23 protein-coding genes and 1 pseudogene are annotated in these 19,521 nt (G+C 66.4%); 7 read left to right on the forward strand and 17 right to left on the reverse strand.

Features of this window, described 5'->3' with window-relative positions; all coding sequences use genetic code 11:
- Positions 1-244: hypothetical protein (locus tag AB1634_12275; GenBank protein MEW6220293.1), on the reverse strand; the 244-nt coding region annotated here is incomplete at its 3' end.
- A 982-nt stretch (positions 245-1,226) separates the two neighbouring features.
- Between AB1634_12275 and AB1634_12280 the strand changes: the two genes are divergently transcribed.
- Together AB1634_12280 and AB1634_12285 are read left to right on the forward strand one after the other, a co-directional pair.
- Positions 1,227-2,672 (forward strand): integron integrase, encoded by a 1,446-nt coding sequence (locus AB1634_12280; protein MEW6220294.1) that lies wholly within the window; start codon positions 1,227-1,229, stop codon positions 2,670-2,672.
- 132 nt (positions 2,673-2,804) lie between these two features.
- A pseudogene (locus AB1634_12285) lies at positions 2,805-2,951 on the forward strand (AAA family ATPase).
- 336 nt (positions 2,952-3,287) lie between these two features.
- Here the strand turns inward: AB1634_12285 and AB1634_12290 are convergent.
- The 8 genes from AB1634_12290 to hisH form a co-directional block, all read right to left on the reverse strand.
- Complete coding sequence (locus AB1634_12290; protein ID MEW6220295.1) at positions 3,288-3,896, reverse strand: hypothetical protein; 609 nt, start codon at positions 3,894-3,896, stop codon at positions 3,288-3,290.
- 227 nt (positions 3,897-4,123) lie between these two features.
- A complete protein-coding gene (locus AB1634_12295; protein ID MEW6220296.1) occupies positions 4,124-4,531 on the reverse strand; it encodes a DUF350 domain-containing protein in 408 nt (135 codons plus the stop codon).
- 17 nt (positions 4,532-4,548) lie between these two features.
- Positions 4,549-5,688, reverse strand: coding sequence for a glutathionylspermidine synthase family protein (locus AB1634_12300; protein ID MEW6220297.1), 1,140 nt, complete (start codon positions 5,686-5,688; stop codon positions 4,549-4,551).
- Positions 5,685-6,056 (reverse strand): hypothetical protein, encoded by a 372-nt coding sequence (locus AB1634_12305; GenBank protein MEW6220298.1) that lies wholly within the window; start codon positions 6,054-6,056, stop codon positions 5,685-5,687. The genes AB1634_12300 and AB1634_12305 overlap by 4 nt, the downstream gene beginning before the upstream one ends.
- Positions 6,053-6,244, reverse strand: coding sequence for a type II toxin-antitoxin system HicB family antitoxin (locus AB1634_12310; protein MEW6220299.1), 192 nt, complete (start codon positions 6,242-6,244; stop codon positions 6,053-6,055). Before AB1634_12310 ends, AB1634_12305 begins: the two co-directional genes overlap by 4 nt.
- 62 nt (positions 6,245-6,306) lie before the next feature.
- Positions 6,307-7,530 carry a DUF1343 domain-containing protein gene (locus AB1634_12315; protein ID MEW6220300.1) on the reverse strand — a complete coding sequence of 408 codons (1,224 nt, stop codon included), beginning with the start codon at positions 7,528-7,530 and terminating at the stop codon, positions 6,307-6,309.
- Positions 7,531-7,541: 11 nt separating this feature from the next.
- Complete coding sequence (hisF, locus tag AB1634_12320) at positions 7,542-8,321, reverse strand: imidazole glycerol phosphate synthase subunit HisF (protein MEW6220301.1); 780 nt, start codon at positions 8,319-8,321, stop codon at positions 7,542-7,544.
- On the reverse strand, positions 8,321-8,950 hold the full coding sequence (gene hisH / locus AB1634_12325; protein MEW6220302.1) for an imidazole glycerol phosphate synthase subunit HisH: 630 nt from the start codon (positions 8,948-8,950) through the stop codon (positions 8,321-8,323). The genes hisF and hisH overlap by 1 nt, the downstream gene beginning before the upstream one ends.
- 154 nt (positions 8,951-9,104) lie before the next feature.
- Between hisH and AB1634_12330 the strand changes: the two genes are divergently transcribed.
- Positions 9,105-9,857: a P-loop NTPase gene (locus AB1634_12330; GenBank protein ID MEW6220303.1), complete on the forward strand. Its 753-nt coding sequence runs from the start codon at positions 9,105-9,107 to the stop codon at positions 9,855-9,857.
- A 22-nt stretch (positions 9,858-9,879) separates the two neighbouring features.
- Positions 9,880-10,077, forward strand: coding sequence for a DUF1737 domain-containing protein (locus AB1634_12335; protein MEW6220304.1), 198 nt, complete (start codon positions 9,880-9,882; stop codon positions 10,075-10,077).
- Here the strand turns inward: AB1634_12335 and AB1634_12340 are convergent, their stop codons facing one another.
- The 4 genes from AB1634_12340 to AB1634_12355 are packed head-to-tail and all read right to left on the reverse strand — an operon-like array spanning position 10,078 to position 13,264.
- Positions 10,078-11,355: an HDOD domain-containing protein gene (locus AB1634_12340; GenBank protein MEW6220305.1), complete on the reverse strand. Its 1,278-nt coding sequence runs from the start codon at positions 11,353-11,355 to the stop codon at positions 10,078-10,080. It lies immediately after the preceding gene.
- A gap of 6 nt (positions 11,356-11,361) precedes the next feature.
- On the reverse strand, positions 11,362-11,679 hold the full coding sequence (locus tag AB1634_12345; protein MEW6220306.1) for a hypothetical protein: 318 nt from the start codon (positions 11,677-11,679) through the stop codon (positions 11,362-11,364).
- Positions 11,676-12,470 carry a c(7)-type cytochrome triheme domain-containing protein gene (locus AB1634_12350; GenBank protein MEW6220307.1) on the reverse strand — a complete coding sequence of 265 codons (795 nt, stop codon included), beginning with the start codon at positions 12,468-12,470 and terminating at the stop codon, positions 11,676-11,678. Before AB1634_12350 ends, AB1634_12345 begins: the two co-directional genes overlap by 4 nt.
- A complete protein-coding gene (locus AB1634_12355; GenBank protein MEW6220308.1) occupies positions 12,467-13,264 on the reverse strand; it encodes a c(7)-type cytochrome triheme domain-containing protein in 798 nt (265 codons plus the stop codon). Before AB1634_12355 ends, AB1634_12350 begins: the two co-directional genes overlap by 4 nt.
- A 222-nt stretch (positions 13,265-13,486) precedes the next feature.
- On the opposite strand from AB1634_12355, the gene AB1634_12360 reads away from it, so the two are divergent.
- The 3 genes from AB1634_12360 to AB1634_12370 are packed head-to-tail and all read left to right on the forward strand — an operon-like array spanning position 13,487 to position 15,763.
- Complete coding sequence (locus tag AB1634_12360) at positions 13,487-14,026, forward strand: PilZ domain-containing protein (GenBank protein MEW6220309.1); 540 nt, start codon at positions 13,487-13,489, stop codon at positions 14,024-14,026.
- A 46-nt stretch (positions 14,027-14,072) separates the two neighbouring features.
- Positions 14,073-14,930 carry a flagellar motor stator protein MotA gene (gene motA / locus AB1634_12365; GenBank protein ID MEW6220310.1) on the forward strand — a complete coding sequence of 286 codons (858 nt, stop codon included), beginning with the start codon at positions 14,073-14,075 and terminating at the stop codon, positions 14,928-14,930.
- Positions 14,930-15,763 (forward strand): flagellar motor protein MotB, encoded by an 834-nt coding sequence (locus AB1634_12370; GenBank protein MEW6220311.1) that lies wholly within the window; start codon positions 14,930-14,932, stop codon positions 15,761-15,763. The genes motA and AB1634_12370 overlap by 1 nt, the downstream gene beginning before the upstream one ends.
- Before the next feature lie 31 nt (positions 15,764-15,794).
- Here AB1634_12370 and AB1634_12375 read toward each other — a convergent pair whose 3' ends face one another.
- The 4 genes from AB1634_12375 to AB1634_12390 form a co-directional block, all read right to left on the reverse strand.
- Complete coding sequence (locus tag AB1634_12375) at positions 15,795-16,316, reverse strand: hypothetical protein (protein ID MEW6220312.1); 522 nt, start codon at positions 16,314-16,316, stop codon at positions 15,795-15,797.
- Positions 16,317-16,475: 159 nt separating this feature from the next.
- On the reverse strand, positions 16,476-17,849 hold the full coding sequence (hslU, locus tag AB1634_12380) for an ATP-dependent protease ATPase subunit HslU (protein MEW6220313.1): 1,374 nt from the start codon (positions 17,847-17,849) through the stop codon (positions 16,476-16,478).
- On the reverse strand, positions 17,846-18,370 hold the full coding sequence (gene hslV / locus AB1634_12385; protein MEW6220314.1) for an ATP-dependent protease subunit HslV: 525 nt from the start codon (positions 18,368-18,370) through the stop codon (positions 17,846-17,848). The genes hslU and hslV overlap by 4 nt, the downstream gene beginning before the upstream one ends.
- Entirely contained in the window at positions 18,352-19,299 is a 948-nt protein-coding gene (locus AB1634_12390; GenBank protein ID MEW6220315.1) for a tyrosine recombinase XerC, read from the reverse strand. Before AB1634_12390 ends, hslV begins: the two co-directional genes overlap by 19 nt.
- Positions 19,300-19,521: the final 222 nt, after the last annotated feature.

The following is a 19,521-nucleotide window of genomic DNA, read 5'->3' on the forward strand; positions in this document are numbered from 1 at the left end:
GATTCCACATGATGCCAATAAAAATATCATAATCTCCTATTTGCTCATTAATAACATCCTGTGGGTCTTGTCCAAAGCCAGGCCAAGCATGAGTTTCCCACCTAACTAACTCTAAAACGATATGCTTCTCAGAGGCAATTCCGTGATTTAACCTTTCGAAAAGAGAAGGTAGGCTTTCACGTTCATCTTTGCAGTCGCTCGGCGAGGCAACAAAAACTCGTACCTTATTGACTTGTTCGGACATAAGCCCACCTCTTTGTCGATTTTGTTAGTATTTGCATGTTCGTCTTTTGTTAGTTGCCTACGCAAAAATGAGCTGCGCCGCCGAAAAAGTCGGAGAGAATTGCTGTCGCTGCACGGCGGCAGCTCGATTTTTCTTGTTGTGCAAGGAGACCGCGCTCGCTTTGTCGCCGTTAAAGCGACTTCGAAGCCCAGATCCGCGGCAGATCAACCGTCCTCGCCCGTCGAGCCTGAGTCCTATGCACGCCGGCGAACTTTTGTCGCCCGTTAAAATTGTGGCGTCCCGTACTCCAGGCAACCGCGTTGGCCGAGTCGCCGGCAAAAGTTGCTGTCCTCTCGCAAGGATAGTGTTTCCCCCCTCGAAGCTCTTGTCCGCCGCACTCGCCTTGTCCGCTCCCGAAGCCAAGGGCATCCTGCGCATCGAAGCCCAAGTCCGCCGCACTCGCTTTGTCCAATTTCGAAGCCGACAAGACCTCAGCCGCACGAAGCCAAAATCCGGGGCGCTCGCGATGTCGCGGCCAAAAGGTGACATTCAACTGCCACCCGAAGCCTTTGTCCGCCGTATTCGCCTTGTCGCCGCCAAAGGTCGCGAGGCCAAACGCCGCCCGTAAGCCAGTGTCGCCACGCTCTTTTGTGTCGCCCTTCGAAGCCGATCTGCCTCTTAATCTTAATTGATAGCGCCTCAATTTGGCGGCTGAGCGGGGATGCACAATCGCGGCGCGAAGTCAGCGCCGCGATTCCCGGCGACGGAGTCGCCGGGAACAAGCAATTCGATGGTTTCCGTGTATCTCCGCCGGGCACCACAAGCCAGCCTGGCATATCCCCAGCCCAAACCGTGGCGCACTGAGGGAGGATGTTCAGCCTATCCCCTCGATTCCGGCCAGTTATAGTCGATGAAGAATGTGCTTGACAAGCCTTTTCTTGTCGCCTAGCTTTTCCGCATATCATACGTTGTCGAGCGATTATCAACCTGGCGGATATCTCCGATGCTGAGCGTTTCACCCGCCTTGCAGGCCCGATTCGAGACCCTACTCCGGAAGAGGGGTGTGCCCAACGCCGCCCACAGCGCCTTCAAGAAGTGGCTGCGCTTCTACCTGGATTTCTGCCACAAGTACCAACTGCCATGTGGCAGCCAGAGCAGTATCGCCCCTTTCCTCAAGAAGCTGCAGGACAAGAAACAGTCGGAGGCGCAGAGGCAGCAGGCCGCGCAGGCAGTGGCTTTGTTCCTTGACATGGCGCAGGTGGATCGGCCAGGCGAGGTTGCGCAGCCTTTGGGGGGGGAGGCCCCGGAGGCGCAGGCTGTTTCGGGATTGCCGGCCTCCAGCGCCCGGTCACCGGTTGGTGTCTCCGTGGCCGCAATGCCTCCTGGTGTGCAGGAGCCGCCGCCTCTGGCGCCGCCCCCTCCCCCGACGGCGCAGCCGAGCCCGGTCCCGGCCAACCAGGGCCAGCGCCGCACCGGGATCTCCTGGAAGGCGGAATTCGACCGGCTGGCCGAGGAGATTCGGCTGCGCCATTATTCCCCACGGACGCTGCGGACGTACCAGCAGTGGCTGGCCAAGCTCCAGACCTTCACCCGCAGCAAGCCGCCGGCCGAGCTGACGCCGGAAGACGTCAAGGAGTTCCTCACCCAGCTGGCCGTGGCGCGCCGGGTTTCAGCCTCCACCCAGAACCAGGCCTTCAATGCCTTGCTGTTCTTCTTCCGTCATGTCCTTGGCCGGGAGTTCGGCAAGGTCGAGGGGGTGGTCAGGGCCAAGCGGCGGCCGTACATCCCGGTGGTGCTCTCCCGGGAGGAGATCCAGGCGGTCCTGGCCCATCTGCAGCCGCCCTTTGCTCTGGTGGTGAAACTCCTTTACGGCTGTGGGCTGCGACTTTTCGAGTGCCTGCGGCTGCGGGTGCAGGATCTCAACTTCGACGCCGGGGTGCTGACCGTGCATGACGGCAAGGGGCAAAGGGATCGGACCGTGCCGATCCCCGAGGCGGTGCGGACCGGGCTGCTCGCCCAGGTCGAATCCCTGAGATCCTTGCACCAGCAGGACCTTGCGCGCGGCTATGGCGGGGTTTTTCTGGTCCACGCCCTGGAGCGCAAATACCGCAACGCGGCCCGGGAATTCGTCTGGCAATGGCTCTTTCCGGCCAAGTACCTGACCCAGGTCCCGGAGTCCGGCGAGTACCGGCGCTACCATCTCCATGAATCCCATGTCCAGAGGGCGATCAAGGAGGCGGTGGGCAGGGCGCGGATCGGCAAGCGCGCCTCGGCCCACACCTTCCGCCACAGCTTTGCCAGCCATCTGCTCCAGGCCAACTTCGACATCCGCACCATCCAGCAGCTCCTGGGGCACAGTGATCTCCGTACCACCATGATCTATACCCACACCGTGAAAAGCACCACCATCAAGGAGGCGAAAAGCCCCCTGGACCTCTGGCAGGGCTGAAGACCTGGACGGCATCTTCCCGCTTCCAGCCTCCAATGCGGGGCGCAAGGAAGACCGGACGAATGCCTCGACACCGGCGGGAAGGTTGGCCGCCCCTGGGGACACCCTTTTCCCCGGCAACTCCGCCGGCATGTGGAAGGGGTGGTCATCGGCCAGGAGCATCTGGTGACAAGGGTTCTGGTGGCGCTCCTTGCGAACGGCCACGTGCTGGTGGAGGGCGCACCATGTCTGGCCAAGACCCGGGCCATCAAGTCGTTGGCCTCGGGCATGGAGGCGGACTTGGCCGGCAAGGCCGAGCCGGCCGCCCTGCTGGCCCTCGATCCATAACCGACGACGGCCCCAAGGGGAGCATGCCATGGCCATTCGCGAGCTGGCCCGCGAGCTTTAGAGGCGCACCGACTCCGTGACCGGCGGTTCTCGACTCCCGCCCCCAGCGGGGGAGGGCTGGGGTGGGGGACTGCCGTTCGTCCCGCCGCTGCCCCGGTGAACGGTTGCCTGGCGGTCAATGCACCTCGTCGTGGCTGCCGATGTCGATGAGGATCGATGGCCCGTTCGGCAAGAACGCCACACACGTTCCGCACAATCCCGGCCCGCCCGGCCCATCGGCCGTTCTTGCTACCGGGAACAGCTCTCCTCCTCCCCCTCGCATGAACGGAAGTCACGCCGGATGGTCTCGACCATCTCGCGATACCGCTTGGCATCGCCGTACTCGACGAACTTGGAGTAGCGGCTGTGGATGCCGGCCACGCGGCGGGCATGCCTGATCGGGCACCAGTACTGCTCGGTCCGGGCGGCTATTTCCCGGACGTAGGCGATGAGGCCGTTGGCATAGCCGCAATAGACACAGTTGATCTTCTCGATGACGTTGAGATAGGCCAGGGCATACCGATCGATCACCACATAATCGCTGCGCCGCACCCGGGGGATGCCGTAGATCGGAAAGCACACCCCGTGGTACACCGATACCACGAGGTCCAAGAAGATCAGAGGCATCAGACAGGACCAGATGATGGGCGCGGCCAGCAGGCTTGCCAGAGACGCATCCAGCAGGTAGCGATGAACCTTGACCACCAGTCGCCGGTGCTGGCTCTTGACCTCGCTGGCAAACTGAACCCGTCTTCCTCGCACCTTGTAGAAGAGCTCCTCCTCCTTCCTCTGAAGCTCTCGGGACAGCTCGGCTTCGAGCTCTTTGATCCTGGCGATGATCGCATTGATGTTGTCCACGGCACCTCCATGGTCAGACGTGGTTGGCAGGGTCGGTTGCCACTGCCACCGGGGCAGCTCTCCTTGCGGGCGAGCTTGGCCATCGGCAGGTCCTCATCCGGTGACCCGGGGGCCGCCTCTGGTGCTGGCGCGCACCACGATCATCCGCCGCGCTGCCTCCTCTCTCTCCCTCTCTTTGCTGGGCAGCGGGGCAGGCGCCGGGGCGCTGTCTCCACGGCGGTGCCAGATCAGTAAGTGATGCAGGCGGCATTCAGGACGCCGATCACCACCGAGACCAGGCCCAGGAAGATGCCCTTGGCGGTCTTGCCAGCGGGGATGTCGGCCACCAGGCGAGGAAAGATGTGGCGGACCACGGTGAAGGTCAGAAGCTGCGCCAGAAGGGCCACGGCGCCCCAGAGCAGCATGTCGCCGTAGCCGACGCTGTGGCTGATGGCGCTGGCCAGGGGCAGAGCAAACCCCAGGAGAGCGCCGGACAGGCTGCAGGCGGCGGCCACATTGCCGTCGGCGATGAGGGCCAGCTCCCGGTAGGGGGTCACCATGGCATACAGGACGCCAAAGAGCGCCAGGAGGCCGATGCTCGCCCCGAAATAGGCGGCAAAGCTCACGAGGCCGGACAGGATCGGGGCAGCATCCATGGCATGTCTCCTTGGCGCTATGGCTGGAAGAGATGGGGCACGAAGGTGGAGGCGTTGGTGGTGATGGGCGTCTTGTCCTCCCGCAGCCCGATGCCGGCGGGCTGGCCGTCCACCACCCAGGAGCCCACCAGGACGAAGTGGCCGTCGAAGGCCGGCAGCTCGTGGTACTCCTGGTAGATGGCGCCCTCGGCGCCGTAGCTGCCGCCGGTGACCAGCACCGCCTGCCGGCCGTGGAAGACGGTGATATTCGCCCCCTCCCGGGAGAAGAACGGCTTGGCCACGTAGCGCTCGCCGGCGGTGGGCGGCGAGAAGGCGGCGGGCAGCAGCAATGGATGGTCGGGATACATCTGCCACAGGAGCGGCAGGAGGCCCTTGTTGCTCAGGACCATCTTCCAGGCCGGCTCCAGGATCATGGGGATCGGCTCTGCCGCCAGGTGCCGGCCAAAGGCGTCCGCCAGCAGCCATTCCCAGGGGTAGAGCTTGAAGAGGCGCTCGATGACCACCTGATCGAGGTCGCAGAACCGCCCCGTCTCGGCGCTGTAGCCCAGGTCCTCCATGAAGAGCGGCCGGCCGTCGATGCCGGCCTGGCAGGCCACGTCCCGGAGGTATTCCGTGGTGACGCGATCCTCCTCGTGGTCCTTGACGCAGGCAAAGTGCATAGCCGCGCCGGCGGGCATGGCGGCGTGGAGGCTGGCGAAGGCGGCGGCCAGCTTCTCGTGGATGGAGTTGAACTGGTCTGCTTCCGGGAAGAGATCCTGCAGCCAGATCCACTGGGCGATGGAGGACTCGAAGAGCGAGGTGGGGGTGTCGGCGTTGTACTCCAGGAGCTTGGGCGGGCCGGCGCCGTCGTAGGCCAGATCGAAGCGGCCATAGAGGCTGGGATCCCCCCGCTCCCAGGAGCGGCGGACCAGCTGGGCCGCAGCCCTGGAGATGTGCAGGCGGTCGAACAGGTCGTGCTCGATCACCTCGGCCACCACCGACAGGCACATGGCCTGCAAGGTGGCGGTGGCGGACTCCAGCTCGTCGATCTCCCGGGCGGTGAAGGCATAGCCGACCCCTTCCCGCCAGTAGAGCCCGTCCAGGGAGTGGAAGGAGAAGCCGCACTGGTCGAGCCGCTCCTGCCACTGCGGTCGCTCGGGCACGGCGAGCCGCTTCATGAGCTGGCCCCGTGCAAGGAGGCCGAGGAGCCGAAGCCGCCCCGGGAGACGCTGCCGGTCACCGTCTTCACCGCAGTGGCGCTGCCGCCGGCGGCGGCCTGGCCGAACCGGGCGTTCGTGCCCAGGGGCGTCGCGATCCCGGACTGCCGGCCGAAGTAGTACGGCCGGCCGAGATGGTAGTAGAACCAGGGACCCATCCACATGCCGGTGCCGCCGGCCTCTGCCTCGCAGTCGTCCTCACTGCCCCAGTCCTCCACACAGGCTTGGCGGGAGCTGTAGACCGCCCGCTGGGTCTCCTGGTCATCGGCACAGGCCGCCAGCTGCAAGGTGGCCAGGATGGTGAGGGCGATGACGGGCGAGCGCTTCATGGCGTCTCCGGGGCTCCCGGCTCTCTGCCCTGTTCGCGGTACACCAGGACCATCTCGTGCAAGGCGTCACGAAGCATCTGGCGGCATTCCTCGATGGTAGCCCCCTCGGTGACGACTTCGGGCCACTCCACGAGCTGGCCCATGTAACCGGATTCAACCTTGGAATACTTCGCCGTGTAGGTAGTCATGGCCTTCCTCCTCGGTGCCTCTGGGCAACAGCTGAAGGGCCAGCTCGATGGCGGCCGCGGTGTCAGCCACTCCCTTCCTGAACGTCTCCCGGCACCTCAGGCGCCGCCGGATACAGAAGATGGGACGCCACCCGCTCCCGGTAGCTGGCCAGATCTTCTTGCCAGCCGGCCACCAGGTCGGCGAGATCGGCGCCGGCTTCCAGGGCCAGTCGCAGCGCCCGGCTGCCCAGGATGAGGTCCAGGGGCAGGCGCTCGAATTCGTACTCGTAGGGGGGCGGCTTGTAGGCAAGGGCCTCGGGATAGAGGGCGAGGCAGGCCCGCAGGAGGGCGAGGCTCAGGCGGTACGGCTGGAAGGTGACCGGGTCGGTGACGTGGATCTGGAAGCCGCAACAAAAAGACCCCTGCCACTTGTTGGCGGTGGGCTCGAAGGCCACCGGCCGAAGGATAGCGCCGGCCAAGTCCGGGGCAGAGAGCCGCTCCCGGATGGCGGCCGGCTGCCAGTACGGCGCCCCGCACAGCTCGAAGGGCATGGTGGTGCCCCGGCCTTCCGAGACGTTGGTCCCTTCCCAGAGCACCTGGCCGGGATAGACCAGGGCGGCGGCAAAGGTGGGCATATTGGGGGAAGGAAAGACCCAGGGCAGACCGGTGTCCGGGAAGAGCATCCCGCGCTGCCAGCCGGCCATGGGGATGACTGAGAGGTCGGCGCCGATGCCGAAGCCGTCGTTGGCCAGGCGGGCGAATTCGGCCACGGTGAGGCCGTGGCGCATGGGAAGCGGGTAGAGGCCGACAAAGGAGCGGCAGTCGCCGGCCAGGAGGTTGCCCTCCACGGCCAGGCCGCCCAGGGGGTTGGGCCGGTCGAGGACCAGGACCTGTCTGCCGGCTGCCGCACAGGCCTTGAGGCAGTAAGCAACGGTGGAAAAGAAGGTGTAGACCCGGGTGCCCACGTCCTGGATGTCGATGACCAGGACATCGATGTCCGCCAGCATGGCCGGGGTCGGCGTGCGGGTCTCGCCGTAGAGGCTCCAGACCGGCAGGCCGGAAAAAGGATCCCGGCCGTGGGCGGTCTCGATCATGTTGTCCTGCTTGTCGGCAAAAAAGCCGTGCTGGGGGGTAAAAAGGCTGATCAGGCCGCCGGGGAAGGCCCCGGCCAGGATCTCCCGGCTGTGGCGGAAGGCGCGGTCACAGCTGGCCTGGTTGCACAGGAGGCCCAGGCGCCGGCCCTGCAGCCATTTCGGGGGATCGGCGGCCAGGACCTCGATGCCGAGGTGGACGGCGGGGGCGGACACGGGGCGGGGCCTCACCAGGCCATCCGCACCTTGATGCCGTGGCCGTGCAGGTAGTCCTTGATCTGCCGGACCGTGTAGGTGCCGTAATGGGTCATGGAGGCGATGAGGCCGGCGTCGGCGTGGCCCTCGGCCAGGACCGCCCGGATGTGCTCCGGTGTGCCGGCTCCACCGGAGGCGATGACCGGGATGGTCACTGCCTGGGAGATCATGGGGGTGAGCGTCATCTCGTAGCCGGCCTTGGTGCCGTCGGCGTCGATGGAGTTGAGGCAGATCTCGCCCGCCCCCAGCCGCTCCACCTCCCTCGCCCACCACAAGGCGTCCACCCCCATGAACGTGCGGCCGCCGTTGATCACCATCTCGTAGCCGGAAGGGATATGCGCCGAGGGCTCCACCTTCTTGACGTCCATGCCGACGACGATGCACTGGCTGCCGAAGGCCCGGGCGCCCTCGCTGATGATGCCTGGATTCTTCATGGCCGCGCTGTTGACGCTCACCTTCTCGGCGCCGGCCAGAAGCACCCGCCGCATGTCGTCCACGGTGCGGATGCCGCCGCCCACTGAAAAGGGGATGAAGATCGCCTCGGCGGTGCGGCGCACCACGTCGATCATGATGTCCCGCTGGTCGCTGGAGGCGGTGATGTCGTAGAAGACGATCTCGTCCGCACCCTCTTCGTAATAGAAGCGGGCCATCTCCACCGGGTCGCCGATGTCGACGTTGTCCTTGAACCTGATCCCTTTGGTGGTGCGTCCGGCCCGGACATCCAGGCAGGGGATGATGCGCTTCGAGAGCATCAGGGCCTCCAGCGGCAGAAGTTGTCGAGGATGGCCAGCCCGGCCGGGCCGCTCTTCTCCGGGTGGAACTGCACCGCCACCAGGGAGTCCTTGGCCACCGCCGAGGTGACCTCGATGCCGTAGCGGGTGACGCCCACCACCGCGTCTGCCGCCTCCGGCGCCACCTCCGGGTAGTAGCCGTGCACGAAATAGAATTCGTGCTCGGGCGCAAGGCCGGCAAAGACCGGGTGCTGGCGGACGAATCGCACCTGGTTCCACCCCATGTGGGGGATCTTGAGCCGCTCCCCCCCCTCGAACAAGGGGTCGGGGAAGGCCCGCACCCGGCCGGGGAGAAGGCCCAGACAGGTGGCGTCGTTCTCGTCGCTGGCCGAAAAGATGATCTGGGTGCCCAGGCAGATGCCCAGGATGGGGATGCCGGCGGCAAAGGCCTCCCGGAGCACGGCGTCAAGACCCAGGGCGACGAGATCGGTCATGGCCTGGCCGGCCGCGCCCACGCCGGGGAAGATGATCCGCTCCGCCCCCTTCAGGACCTCCGGCTGGTGGGAGATGACCACCGGCCGGCCGAGGTGGCGTACCGCCCGCTCGACACTGGTGAGGTTGCCGGCCTTGTAATCGACGATGGCGATCATGGGCGTTGTTCCGGAGAGGAGTGTGGGCTAAGATGGTGGCTTCCGGCCGGTTGCGGCCGGAAAAGAGCCGCATTTAACACCCGCCGCCGGGTGAAGTCAACGCCCCGGCAGCCCCCCGTTCCCGGCACCGCCGGCACAGGAAAGCACAAAGCTTATGAAGATCGCCATCAGCGGCAAGGGCGGGGTGGGCAAGACCACGATCCTGGCCCTTCTGGCCGTCGGCCTGCGGCGCCACGGCCGCGAGGTCCTGGTCATCGACGCCGATCCCAGCCCGCACATGGCCGCCACCCTGGGCTTTGCCGATGTGAGCGCCATCACCCCGGTGGCGGAGATGAAGGAGCTCCTGAAGGAGCGCTCCGGCAAGGAGGAGGGCTCCCCGTTCTACCAGCTCAACCCCCGGGTGGACGACCTCCTGGCCCGGTTCATGGTCCACAAGGAGGGCATCCATCTCATGGTGGTGGGCGCCATCGCCACCGGTGGCGGCGGCTGCGCCTGCGCCGAGAACACCGTCCTCCGGCGCCTCACCACCAGGCTCCTCCTCTCCCCGTCCCAGGTGGTGCTCCTGGACATGGAGGCCGGGGTGGAGCATCTGGGCCGGGGCACAGTGGCCGGGGTCGACCACCTCCTGGTGGTGGTGATTCCGACCCAGTCCAGCGTCCGGACCGGCCTGCGCATCCAGGAGCTGGCCCGGCAGGTAGGGATCCCAAGAATCTCCTTTGTCGGCAACCAGGTGGCTGGCCCGGAGGATGAGGCCTTCCTGGCGACCGCCCTGGGAGCGCCGCCGGCCGCCGCCTTCCCGGATGCCGCCGCCATCCGCCAGGCCGAGCGGCGCCGCACCCCCATCGATACGGTGGCCGCTGACCATGCCGCCGCCACCGATGCCCTCATCGCCCATCTCCTGGCGTAGAGCCAGGATTACAGGAGGTCTCATGAAGCTCTATACCTATCTGACCGGTCCCGACGATTCCACCTTCTGCAAAAGGGTCTGCGAGCGGCTCAACAACGGCTGGCAGCTCTACGGCAATCCCACCCTCACCTTTGACGGCAAGAATGTCATCGCCGGCCAGGCGCTGGTGAAGGAGGTGGAGGGGGCCTACCACCCGGAGATCGACCTCAAAGCCATGTAGTCAGACCAGGGCGCTGGCCCGCTCCTGGAGCTTCTCGACCCCGGCGAGGACAGCTCGCGCCCTCTCCGGGGCGACGGCAAAGGCTTCCGCCAGGGCCGGCAGCTGCCGCTCCAGATCCGGATCCAGGGCGAAGCGGTCGGCATGGTGGGTGACCAGGGCGTGCAGGGCAAAGGCCGGGGCCTCCTGGGGCTGGTGATGCCAGCGCACCGCGGCCTGCACCAGGGAGGAAAGGCTCCATTTCCGGGTCAGGAGATGGCCAATCTCCGGGTGGAACTGGCTGATGAGGCCGGCCTCCGCCGCGGGCGGCACCTCCTCCCGGGCCAGCAGCTCGAAGAGCACGGTCTTGCCGATATCGTGGAGGATGCCGCAGACAAAGGCCTCCTCGGGATCGATGCCCGCCAGCTTGGCCAGCCGCTTGCCGATGAAGGCCACGAACAGGCTGTGCTGGAGCACCGGCCGGATCCTTTTCGCCGCCGCCGGGCTCATGGCACCGATGGCGTGGGCGGTGACGATGCTCTTCACCGCCGCCAGGCCAATCACCGAGATGGCGTGCTGGAGCGAGGTCACCTCCCCGGCCAGCCCATAAAAGGGTGAGTTCACCACTTTGAGGAGCTTGGTGGCCAGGATCTGATCGGCGATGATGATCTTGCCGATCTCGACCATGGACACGCTTTCCGACTGGGTGGCCCGGTTGAGCTTGTCCACCAGCTCCGGGGTCGGGGGAAGGGCGATCCGCCCCGACTCGATGCGGCGGCGCAGATCGGCCATCAGCTGCGCCCCCTGGTCCTGGGCCGCAGCCCGGGCCTCGTCCACCTGCACCGTGGACTGGAAGAGCACCTGCAGGATGTTGAGGCGGATGGGGCCATTGAGGACCGTGGCCGGGATCTCCTCCCGGAACTCGAAGCCCCCGGCCTCCCAGGTCAAGGCATCGGCAATGGCGGTCCGCACCAGGCCGTGCAGGGTCTCTTGCAGGGTCGCCACCGGAACCAGCCGCTCGGCGATGAGAAAGGAGGCAAAGGGGATCCCCAGGCGGTTGCTGGCCTGGTGCACCTCGGCCAGCTGCGCGAGGCTCAGGGCGCCGGCAGCCAGGAGCGCTTCTCCCAGGCGCTCCCCCTGCTGCTGGGAGGAGAAGTAGATGAGCCGGCCGGCCTGGAAGAAGAAGAACTTGGCGACCCCGCCCCGGCTGATGACCAGGGTGCCGTCCTTCTGCCCGGCCTCGGCCCATTGCAGGAGCTCCGCCAGGCCCATCAGGCCGAGATCACCTTTGACGGTGCGCACAGAGGGCTACTGGCCGGAGCGGCCGGCCCCGGTGCTGTCCGCCTCCCGGACCGACAGCATGTAGGCGAAAAAATCCCGGCACTTCCTGGTCCGGAAGAGGAAGACCTTCTTGTCCGGGCTGTCGAGGCCCTCGATCACCCCCACCAGCCGGTCCGCCTCGGCCACCAGCTCCCTGAGCCTGCCGGCAGGCAGGGTATCGGCATCACTGGTGGCGCCGCACAGCTGGTCGAAATCCTGACGCCAGTCCGCCGCCGCCGGCGCGGGCAGAAGGAGGCCAGCCAAGAGGACGGCCAGGAGCAAAGGCCGCAGGCGGGGCTTCGTCATGGCTTCTCCTCCACCATGTGGATCGCCGGGTGGCAGCGCTTGCAGTCCTGGAGGGGGAAGGCGACCTTGATGTGGCAGACCCCGCAGAAGCGCCCTTCGAGGATGTATTTCATCTCGAAATGCTGGGTACCCTTCTTTTTGATGTTGAAGATGTCGGGATGGCAGTTGCCGCAGTCCAGCCAGGCCGCGTGGGCGTCATGGGGGAAGAAGGCCGGCGGCACGTAGAGCCACTCGGCCTTCAGCTCCAGCTGCTTGACGAACTCCATGGGCGCCTCGCCCTCGTTGAACAGGCTGTAGCGGGGCCTGATCTTGCCGCTTTTTGCCGCCCGCACCCAGTCGATGCGGTTGCCGTAGCGGGTCCTGGGCAGGGCGGCGGTCCGCTCGCCAAAGGCCTCCTGGCCCCAGCCCTGATCCCCGGAGTGGCAGCGGCCGCACTGGGCCGGATCCTGGTGCCCGAAAACCTCCTTGCCGTTGTGGCAGGCGCCGCAGAAGAGGCCGTTGCGGTTGTCCGCCTCGGTGACCTCGGTGGTGCCGGCGGCAAAGGCGAAGTCCAGCTCGAAATGGCAGACCCGGCAGGAGTACCTGAGCCGGTGGCTCCAGTGCGAGAACACCACCGGCTTCGCCCCGGCACCGGAGGCCACCCGGTCCATGAGCAGGTTACCGAAGGCATGGGGCGGAGGCAGGGGTGGGAAGTCCCAGTACTGGGACTTGGCTGGCGAGGCCAGCAGCAGCAGCGCCATGGCCAGGAGGCCAGGCCGGCCCAGGCGATGAACGAAAGACTGCGGCTTCACTGCACCTCCCGGGTATGGCAGCGCTGGCAGTCGTTGTTGGGGAAGGCCACCTTGCCGTGGCAGACGCCGCAGTAGCGGCCGGCGAAGATCTCCTGCATGCTGTACGGCTGGCTACCTTTCTTCACGCCGAAGATCTCCGGATGGCACAGCTCGCAGCCGCTCCACACCGTGTGCTTCTGGTGGGAGAAGATGATCTCCGGCATGTTGGCCTCTTTGGGTGCCACGGCAAAGGTCTCCGGCGCCTTGAGCCTGTTGCGCTCGATGGAGACCCCGGGGAGGAAATCCTTGAGGGTGACGAGCCGTTGCTCCTCGGCCTTGAGCCAGTCGATCCCGTTGCCGAAGCGCTCCTGGGGGAAGGGCTTCTTGAATTCGTAGAAATCGACCTTGAAGGAGACATCCTTGCCCTGGGAGTGGCACAGGTCGCAGTTCTGAATCCTGGCGCCGGCCGCGTTGACGCCCTCCCGGCCAAAGGCTTCCTTGCCGTCATGGCAGGCGCCGCAATAAAGACCGTTGATGTTGTCCGCCTCCCGCACCTCGGTCTGGCCGGCCCGCATGCCAAAACCGATGTCCACGTGGCACAGGCGGCAGGTGTACCTGGCCCGGTGCAGCCAATGGTTGAAGACCACCGGCGCCACCTTCCCCCCTTGGCTGGCGTTGTTCATGACCACGTTGCCATACTCGTGGGGCTTGGGCCGCTTCTTCTTCAGCCCGAATTCCTGGCCGGAGACGGAGGAGGCACAAAAGGCCACCACCATCGCTCCAGCCACCACCGCACCGCGCCACCACCGGACCATGTCCAATACCTCCTTGACCTCCCCGGCAACGGGGTTTTTCCCGCCATGGTAACAACGAGGGTGAGGGCCCGTCAAACCCTATTATCGCGCTGGGCTACGGCCGACAACTGCCGAGCCAGCCAAGGATTTTTTGCGCCAGGCCTTACCTCCCAACCGAGGCCATGCTATCATGCGCAAAGGGTGCGGCGCCGCCAGCCGCCCCGCAGCCTGGAGCCAACGAGCATGGACACCACCGGCACCCCCAGCCAGGACATCCAGCGGGAATACCTGCGGGTGGATGCGCAGATTCCCCTGGCGGTGCGCCGGGTGCCGGCCAGCGAGGTGCGGCCCCGGCGGGCCCGGCTCGCCGGGGAGGCCTTCCTCTCCGAGTGGCACACCGTGCCCGAGGTGGAGGACAAGCGCCTCAACGACTGGCTGGTCATGCTGGACGCCAAGCTCAACGCCATCATCAGCATGCTGAGCTTCCAGGACCAGGGCTTCCACGCCCTGCCGGTGTGCGCGGTCAACATCTCCGGCGGCGGCATGGGCTTTGCCACCGCCGAGGCCTACTCCCCTGGGGAGACCCTGGAGCTGAAGCTGATCCTGCCCTTCACCCCGCCGGTAGGTCTCTATGTGTACGGCCAGGTGGTGAAGAGCGAGCCGGCAGCCGAGGGTCACCTCACCGCCATCCAGTATCAGAACATGGACGAGGAGATCCGGGACGATATCGTCCGCTATGTCTTTGAGCGGGAGCGGGAGCTGCTGCGGGCCAAACGGCGCTGAGCCGCAACGCGCATCTCCTCAGGCAAATCGACTTCCCTGACCTATCATGTTTGCCATCATCGGTATCGTCATCGTCCTCGTCTCGGTGGTGGGCGGGTATCTCCTGGAGCACGGCAACCTGCACGTGCTCATCCAGCCCATCGAGATGCTCATCATCTTCGGCGCGGCCATCGGCGGCTTCGTCATCGCCTCGCCGCTGCCGATCATCAAATCGGTCGCCGGCTCCATGGGCCGCATCTTCGGCGGCAAGACTTACGGCAAGCCCGACTACCTGGAATCCCTCATGCTCCTGTCCGAGGTCTTCCTGAAGATCCGCAAGGAGGGCCTGGTCTCCATCGAGGCGGATGTGGACGATCCCAAGGCCAGCAAGATCTTCGGCAAGTATGGCAAATTCCTCGCCAACCACCATGCGCAGGCCTTTGTGACCGACACCTTGCGCACGGTGATGACCACCAGCATCGAGTCCCATGAGCTGGAGGCGCTTCTGGACACCGAGCTGGAATCCCACCACGAGGAGATGCTGATCCCGGCCCATGCCGTGGCCAACATCGCCGACGGCCTGCCAGGCCTGGGCATCGTGGCCGCCGTTCTGGGCGTGGTCATCACCATGGGCAAGATCAGCGAGCCGCCGGAGGTCCTGGGGCACTCCATCGGTGCCGCCCTGGTGGGAACCTTCCTGGGCGTGCTCTCCTGCTACGGCTTTGTGGGGCCGATGGCCAAGAACCTGGAATACACCGCCAACGAGGAGAAGGAGTACCTGAGCGTGCTCAAGACCGGGCTGGTGGCCTACGTGGGCGGCGCAGCGCCGCAGATCGCCGTGGAGTTCGCCCGCCGGGTGATCCCCGGCCACGTCCGGCCCAGCTTCAACGAGGTGGAGGAGGCCTTCCGGCAGATCAAGAAGTAATGGCGGACAAGGCGCGACCCATCATCATCAAGAAGGTGAAGAAGAAGGCCGCCGGTCACCACGGCGGCTCCTGGAAGGTGGCCTACGCCGACTTCGTCACCGCGATGATGGCCTTCTTCCTGCTCCTGTGGCTCCTGTCCATGAGCTCGTCGGAGAAGCGGGCGGTGCTGGCCGAGTATTTCAAAAACTTCAGCCTGTTCGAAAAGTCCGGCACCTCGTTCCTGCAGGACACCTCCCAGATCTTCGAGAACCCCGGCGCCGAAACCAAGGGCAGCCGGCCGAACCTCTCGCCCGGAGAGGGCGAGGGGGAGGACGAGGGCGGCGTCTCCGCCGAGGCCCTGCGGGACCACTTGAAGAAGGTGGTGGAAGAGAAGCTGGTGGCCCTGAAGGATCAGGTGCTGGTGGACATCCTGGAGGGCGGGGTGCGCATCCAGCTGGTGGATACCGAAGGCAGCCCCATGTTCCCGTTGGGCTCCGCGGAGCCCACCGACAAGGCAAAGCAGATCGTCGAGATCATTGCCGCCAACATCCGCACCCTGCCCAACCCGATCGTGGTGGAAGGCCACACCGACGCCGCCCCGTTCCGGGGGGGGGACATGTCCAACTGGGAGCTGTCCACCCAGAGGGCCTCGTCGGCCCGCAAGGAGCTGGAGCGCTGGGGCATCGATCCGGCGCGCATCGCCCGGGTGGTGGGCTATGCCGACAAGGAGCCCCTGGACAAGGCCAACCCCCTGGCCGCCGCCAACCGCCGCATCAGCATCATCCTGCTCTACAAGAAGGGCGAAAAGCCCCCCGCCATCCCCTCGACACCGGCCCCGGTGGGCCGGCATTGAGCGGCCCGGCCATCGGCCGGCCTCTTTGGCCTTACCCGAAGCAGAGCCCGCATTCCGGGCAGGTGGTGGTCTGGGTGGAGAACCGCTCGCCGCAGGCCGGGCAGACCGCCTCGGCCGCCGCCGGATCGAAGATGGCGTCGCCGTGACCAGCCTCGTGGCTGTCCAGGCCGGTGGTGCGGCGGTGCTCCTCGTTCATGATCTCCAGGGCATCCCGGGCATCCTCCCGCCGGACCAGCAGGTAGAAGGTGGTGGGGCAGCAGCCCTTGCCGCAGGAGGCGTCGTCCCCCTGCACCAGGCAGGCGATCCGCTCCCGGGCCAGGAGCTCCTCCAGCTGTCTGATGTCCGGCAGCCGGCCCCGCTGGATGGCCACCACCTCGTCACCGGCGCCAATGCTGCCGGCCCGGGCCTGCCGGCGGCTGCGCCGGGCCTCCTGCCGGGCCTGCATCTCGGCGCCCGAGAGAAGCTCCACCCGGCAGGCGGCACAGCGCTCGATCTGGGGGCGAAACTCCCCCTGGCACTGGGGACAGTATTTGAGATCAGGATCGATGATCATAGCACAGCTCCGATATGGGGCGGCCCGGTGGGGCAACCGCGGCAGATAGTGTCAGATGCAGGGGCAAGTCCCCCGTGGCTGCCCGCCGGCCTCGACCGGGCAGCCACGGGGGGCTGCCCCTACCTTGCGGATGCAGGCGATCGTGGCTGCCGGCCGGCCTTACAGGATGAACCGGCTCAGATCCTGGTCGGCCGCCACCGCTGCCAGGCGCTGCCGGACATACTCCGGCGTGACAACGAGCTCGGGATCGGTCCGATCCGGGGCGTCGAAGGAGACCTCCTCCAGCAGCCGCTCCATGACGGTGTGCAGGCGGCGGGCGCCGATATTCTCGGTCTCCTCGTTGACCCGGAAGGCGATGTGGGCGATCTCCCGGATCGCCTGGTCGGTGAACACGAGGTCGATGCCCTCGGTGGCCATGAGGGCAACGTACTGGCGGATGAGGGCGTTCTGGGGCTCGGTGAGGATGCGGACGAACTCCTCTTCGCCCAGGGCCTTCAGCTCCACCCGGATGGGGAAACGGCCCTGCAGCTCGGGCACCAGGTCCGACGGCTTGGCCAGGTGGAAGGCGCCGCTGGCGATGAACAGGATGTGGTCGGTCTTGACGATCCCGTATTTGGTGGTGACCGACGCCCCCTCGACGATGGGCAAAAGATCCCGCTGCACGCCCTCCCGGGAGACGTCCGGGCCGTGACTGGGGCCGCTCCGGGCCGCGATCTTGTCAATCTCGTCCAGGAAGATGATCCCGGACTGCTGGACCCGCTCCAGGGCCAGCTTGGTCACCTTCTCCATGTCGATGAGCTTAGCGGTCTCCTCCTGGAACAAAACCACCTTGGCCTCAGCCACCTTGAGGCGCTGGCGCTTGCGCTTCCTGGGAAACAGGCTGCCGAACATCTCCCGCAGGTTGGACTCCATCTCCTCCATGCCGGAGGTGGTGAGGATCTCCAGCATGGGGGTAGCCCGCTCGGCCAGCTCCAGCTCCACCACCCGGTCGTCCAGCTTGCCATCCCGGAGCAGCTGCCGGAACCGCTCCCGGGTCTGGCTGGTGGAGGAGGTGACCGAGGCCGGCTCGGCAGGCTCGCCGGCCGCGGCGGCACGACCAGGGGGGGGGCCTGGCGGCAGCAGCAGGTCCAGCATCCTTTCCTCCGCCATCTCCTGCGCCCGGTCCTCCACCTGCACCCTTTCTTCGGCCTTGACCATGTTCACCGCCAGCTCGGTGAGCTCCCGGATCATGGACTCCACATCCCGGCCCACGTAGCCCACCTCGGTGAACTTGGAGGCCTCCACCTTCAGGAAAGGGGACTGGGCGAGATGGGCCAGCCGGCGGGCGATCTCGGTCTTGCCCACCCCGGTGGGGCCAATCATGATGATGTTCTTGGGAACGATCTCGTCCCGGAGGGGTGGACTCACCTGCTGGCGGCGCCAGCGGTTGCGCAGGGCCATGGCCACATAGCGCTTGGCCTCGTGCTGGCCGATGATGTAGCGGTCCAGCTCCTGGACGATCTGGCGCGGGGTAAGGGACTGCTCGGGATTCATAGCTCTTCCACGGTGATGGCCTCGTTGGTGAAGACGCAGATGGAGGCGGCAATCAGAAGCGCCTCCCGGGCGATGGTGGCGGCATCCAGCTCGGTGTGGCGCACCAGGCCCCGCGCGGCGGCCAGGGCGTACGGGCCGCCGGAGCCGATGGCCAGGAGGCCGTCATCGGGCTCGATGACATCTCCGGAGCCGGAGACCAGAAAGGAGCGCTCCTGATCCACGGCCACCAGCAGGGCCTCCAGACGCCGGAGCATCCTGTCGGTACGCCAGTCCTTGGCCAGCTCCACGGTGGCCCGGGTGAGGTTGCCGCTGTACTGCTCCAGCTTGCGCTCCAGCTTGTCGAACAGGGTGAAGGCATCGGCGGTGGCGCCGGCAAAGCCGGTGATCACCTGACCCTGGTACAGCCGGCGCACCTTTTTCGCCTGATGCTTGACGATGGTGTTGCCCAGGCTGACCTGGCCGTCGCCGGCCACCACCACCTGGCCACGGTGACGGACGGCGATCACGGTTGTCGAGCGCATGGATCTCCTCCCTGGTCCAGGCGGGCCTTGGGATGGGCCTTGTCGTAGACCGCCATCAGGTGATCGAGGTCGAGATGGGTGTAGCGCTGGGTGGAGGCCAGGCTGGCATGGCCCAAAAGCTCCTGCACCGCGCGCAGATCCGCCCCCATCTCCAAGAGATGGGTGGCAAAGGAATGCCTGAGGGCATGGGGCGATACCGGCCGGGCAATACCCGCCCGCAGGGCGTAACGGGTCACCAGCCGCTCGACGCTGCGGGCGGACAGACGACAGCCCCGGTGGTTGAGAAACAGGGCCGGCTCGCGGCCCTGCCAGCCGCGCTCGGCCCGGGCCTGCAGCAGGCCGGCGCGCTGGGGCAGGTAGCCGGCCAGGGCCGCCAGGGCCGGCCGCCCCAGAGGCGCCAGCCGCTGGCGCCCGCCCTTGCCGTGCTGCACCCGCAGGAGGCCGGCGGCCCGATCCACCTGCTCGTTATCCAGAGCCACCAGCTCCGCCACCCGCAGGCCGCTGGCGTAGAGGACCTCCAGAATCGCCCGGTCCCGGGCCGCCAGCGGATCGTCGTTGCCCGGCGCCTCCATGAGGGCAAAGGCCTCGTCCACGGTGAGAAAGGCGGGGATCGGCTGGGCCTGCCGGGGGATCGGCACCCCGGCCACCGGATCCCGCTCGAGCACCCGGCGCCGGACCAGGAAGCGGAAAAAGGTGCGCAAGCCCGAAAGCTTGCGGGCCACCGACGAGGCCTGCTGGCGCCGGTTGAGCTGCGCCACGAAGGCCCGCACCGCAGCCGCGTCCACCGCCGCCACCTCGGTGGCCGGCCCCAGAAAGGCCGCCAGCTCAGAGACGTCCCGGCAGTAGCCCGCCACGGTATGGGGCGAGTAGGCCTTTTCCACGGCAAGCCACTCGGCAAAGGGGGTGAGGCTGTCGCGGATGGACGGCATGGGGGTCACGGCGGGTCGTGGGCTGGCTTCGACAAGCGGCCCACACAGGTACCATATTCCCAGCCGCATTGCAAAGGCGGGGTTGGCGGCGGGCCAGGGGAGGGGGTCGGCTTGCTGTGAAAGACGAACCGCAGAATGTCCTACAAGGAATTTCGAAGGTTGAAGGGACCGGTCGTTGACGTTTAGGATAAGATCCCCCAGTCCATTATGCGGTTGGACAAT

Source organism: Thermodesulfobacteriota bacterium (genome assembly GCA_040755095.1).
GTDB lineage: Bacteria > Desulfobacterota > Desulfobulbia > Desulfobulbales > JBFMBH01 > JBFMBH01.

Coding starts and splice junctions, on each gene's coding strand:
- AB1634_12390 (MEW6220315.1), bottom strand. CDS start 19,299: ATGCCGTCCATCCGCGACAGCCTCACCCCCTTTGCCGAGTGGCTTGCC.
- AB1634_12300 (MEW6220297.1), bottom strand. CDS start 5,688: ATGAAGCGGCTCGCCGTGCCCGAGCGACCGCAGTGGCAGGAGCGGCTC.
- AB1634_12295 (MEW6220296.1), bottom strand. CDS start 4,531: ATGGATGCTGCCCCGATCCTGTCCGGCCTCGTGAGCTTTGCCGCCTAT.
- motA (MEW6220310.1), top strand. CDS start 14,073: ATGTTTGCCATCATCGGTATCGTCATCGTCCTCGTCTCGGTGGTGGGC.
- AB1634_12330 (MEW6220303.1), top strand. CDS start 9,105: ATGAAGATCGCCATCAGCGGCAAGGGCGGGGTGGGCAAGACCACGATC.
- hisF (MEW6220301.1), bottom strand. CDS start 8,321: ATGCTCTCGAAGCGCATCATCCCCTGCCTGGATGTCCGGGCCGGACGC.
- AB1634_12310 (MEW6220299.1), bottom strand. CDS start 6,244: ATGACTACCTACACGGCGAAGTATTCCAAGGTTGAATCCGGTTACATG.
- AB1634_12370 (MEW6220311.1), top strand. CDS start 14,930: ATGGCGGACAAGGCGCGACCCATCATCATCAAGAAGGTGAAGAAGAAG.
- hslV (MEW6220314.1), bottom strand. CDS start 18,370: ATGCGCTCGACAACCGTGATCGCCGTCCGTCACCGTGGCCAGGTGGTG.
- AB1634_12375 (MEW6220312.1), bottom strand. CDS start 16,316: ATGATCATCGATCCTGATCTCAAATACTGTCCCCAGTGCCAGGGGGAG.
- AB1634_12355 (MEW6220308.1), bottom strand. CDS start 13,264: ATGGTCCGGTGGTGGCGCGGTGCGGTGGTGGCTGGAGCGATGGTGGTG.
- AB1634_12360 (MEW6220309.1), top strand. CDS start 13,487: ATGGACACCACCGGCACCCCCAGCCAGGACATCCAGCGGGAATACCTG.
- hslU (MEW6220313.1), bottom strand. CDS start 17,849: ATGAATCCCGAGCAGTCCCTTACCCCGCGCCAGATCGTCCAGGAGCTG.
- hisH (MEW6220302.1), bottom strand. CDS start 8,950: ATGATCGCCATCGTCGATTACAAGGCCGGCAACCTCACCAGTGTCGAG.
- AB1634_12345 (MEW6220306.1), bottom strand. CDS start 11,679: ATGACGAAGCCCCGCCTGCGGCCTTTGCTCCTGGCCGTCCTCTTGGCT.
- AB1634_12280 (MEW6220294.1), top strand. CDS start 1,227: ATGCTGAGCGTTTCACCCGCCTTGCAGGCCCGATTCGAGACCCTACTC.
- AB1634_12305 (MEW6220298.1), bottom strand. CDS start 6,056: ATGAAGCGCTCGCCCGTCATCGCCCTCACCATCCTGGCCACCTTGCAG.
- AB1634_12335 (MEW6220304.1), top strand. CDS start 9,880: ATGAAGCTCTATACCTATCTGACCGGTCCCGACGATTCCACCTTCTGC.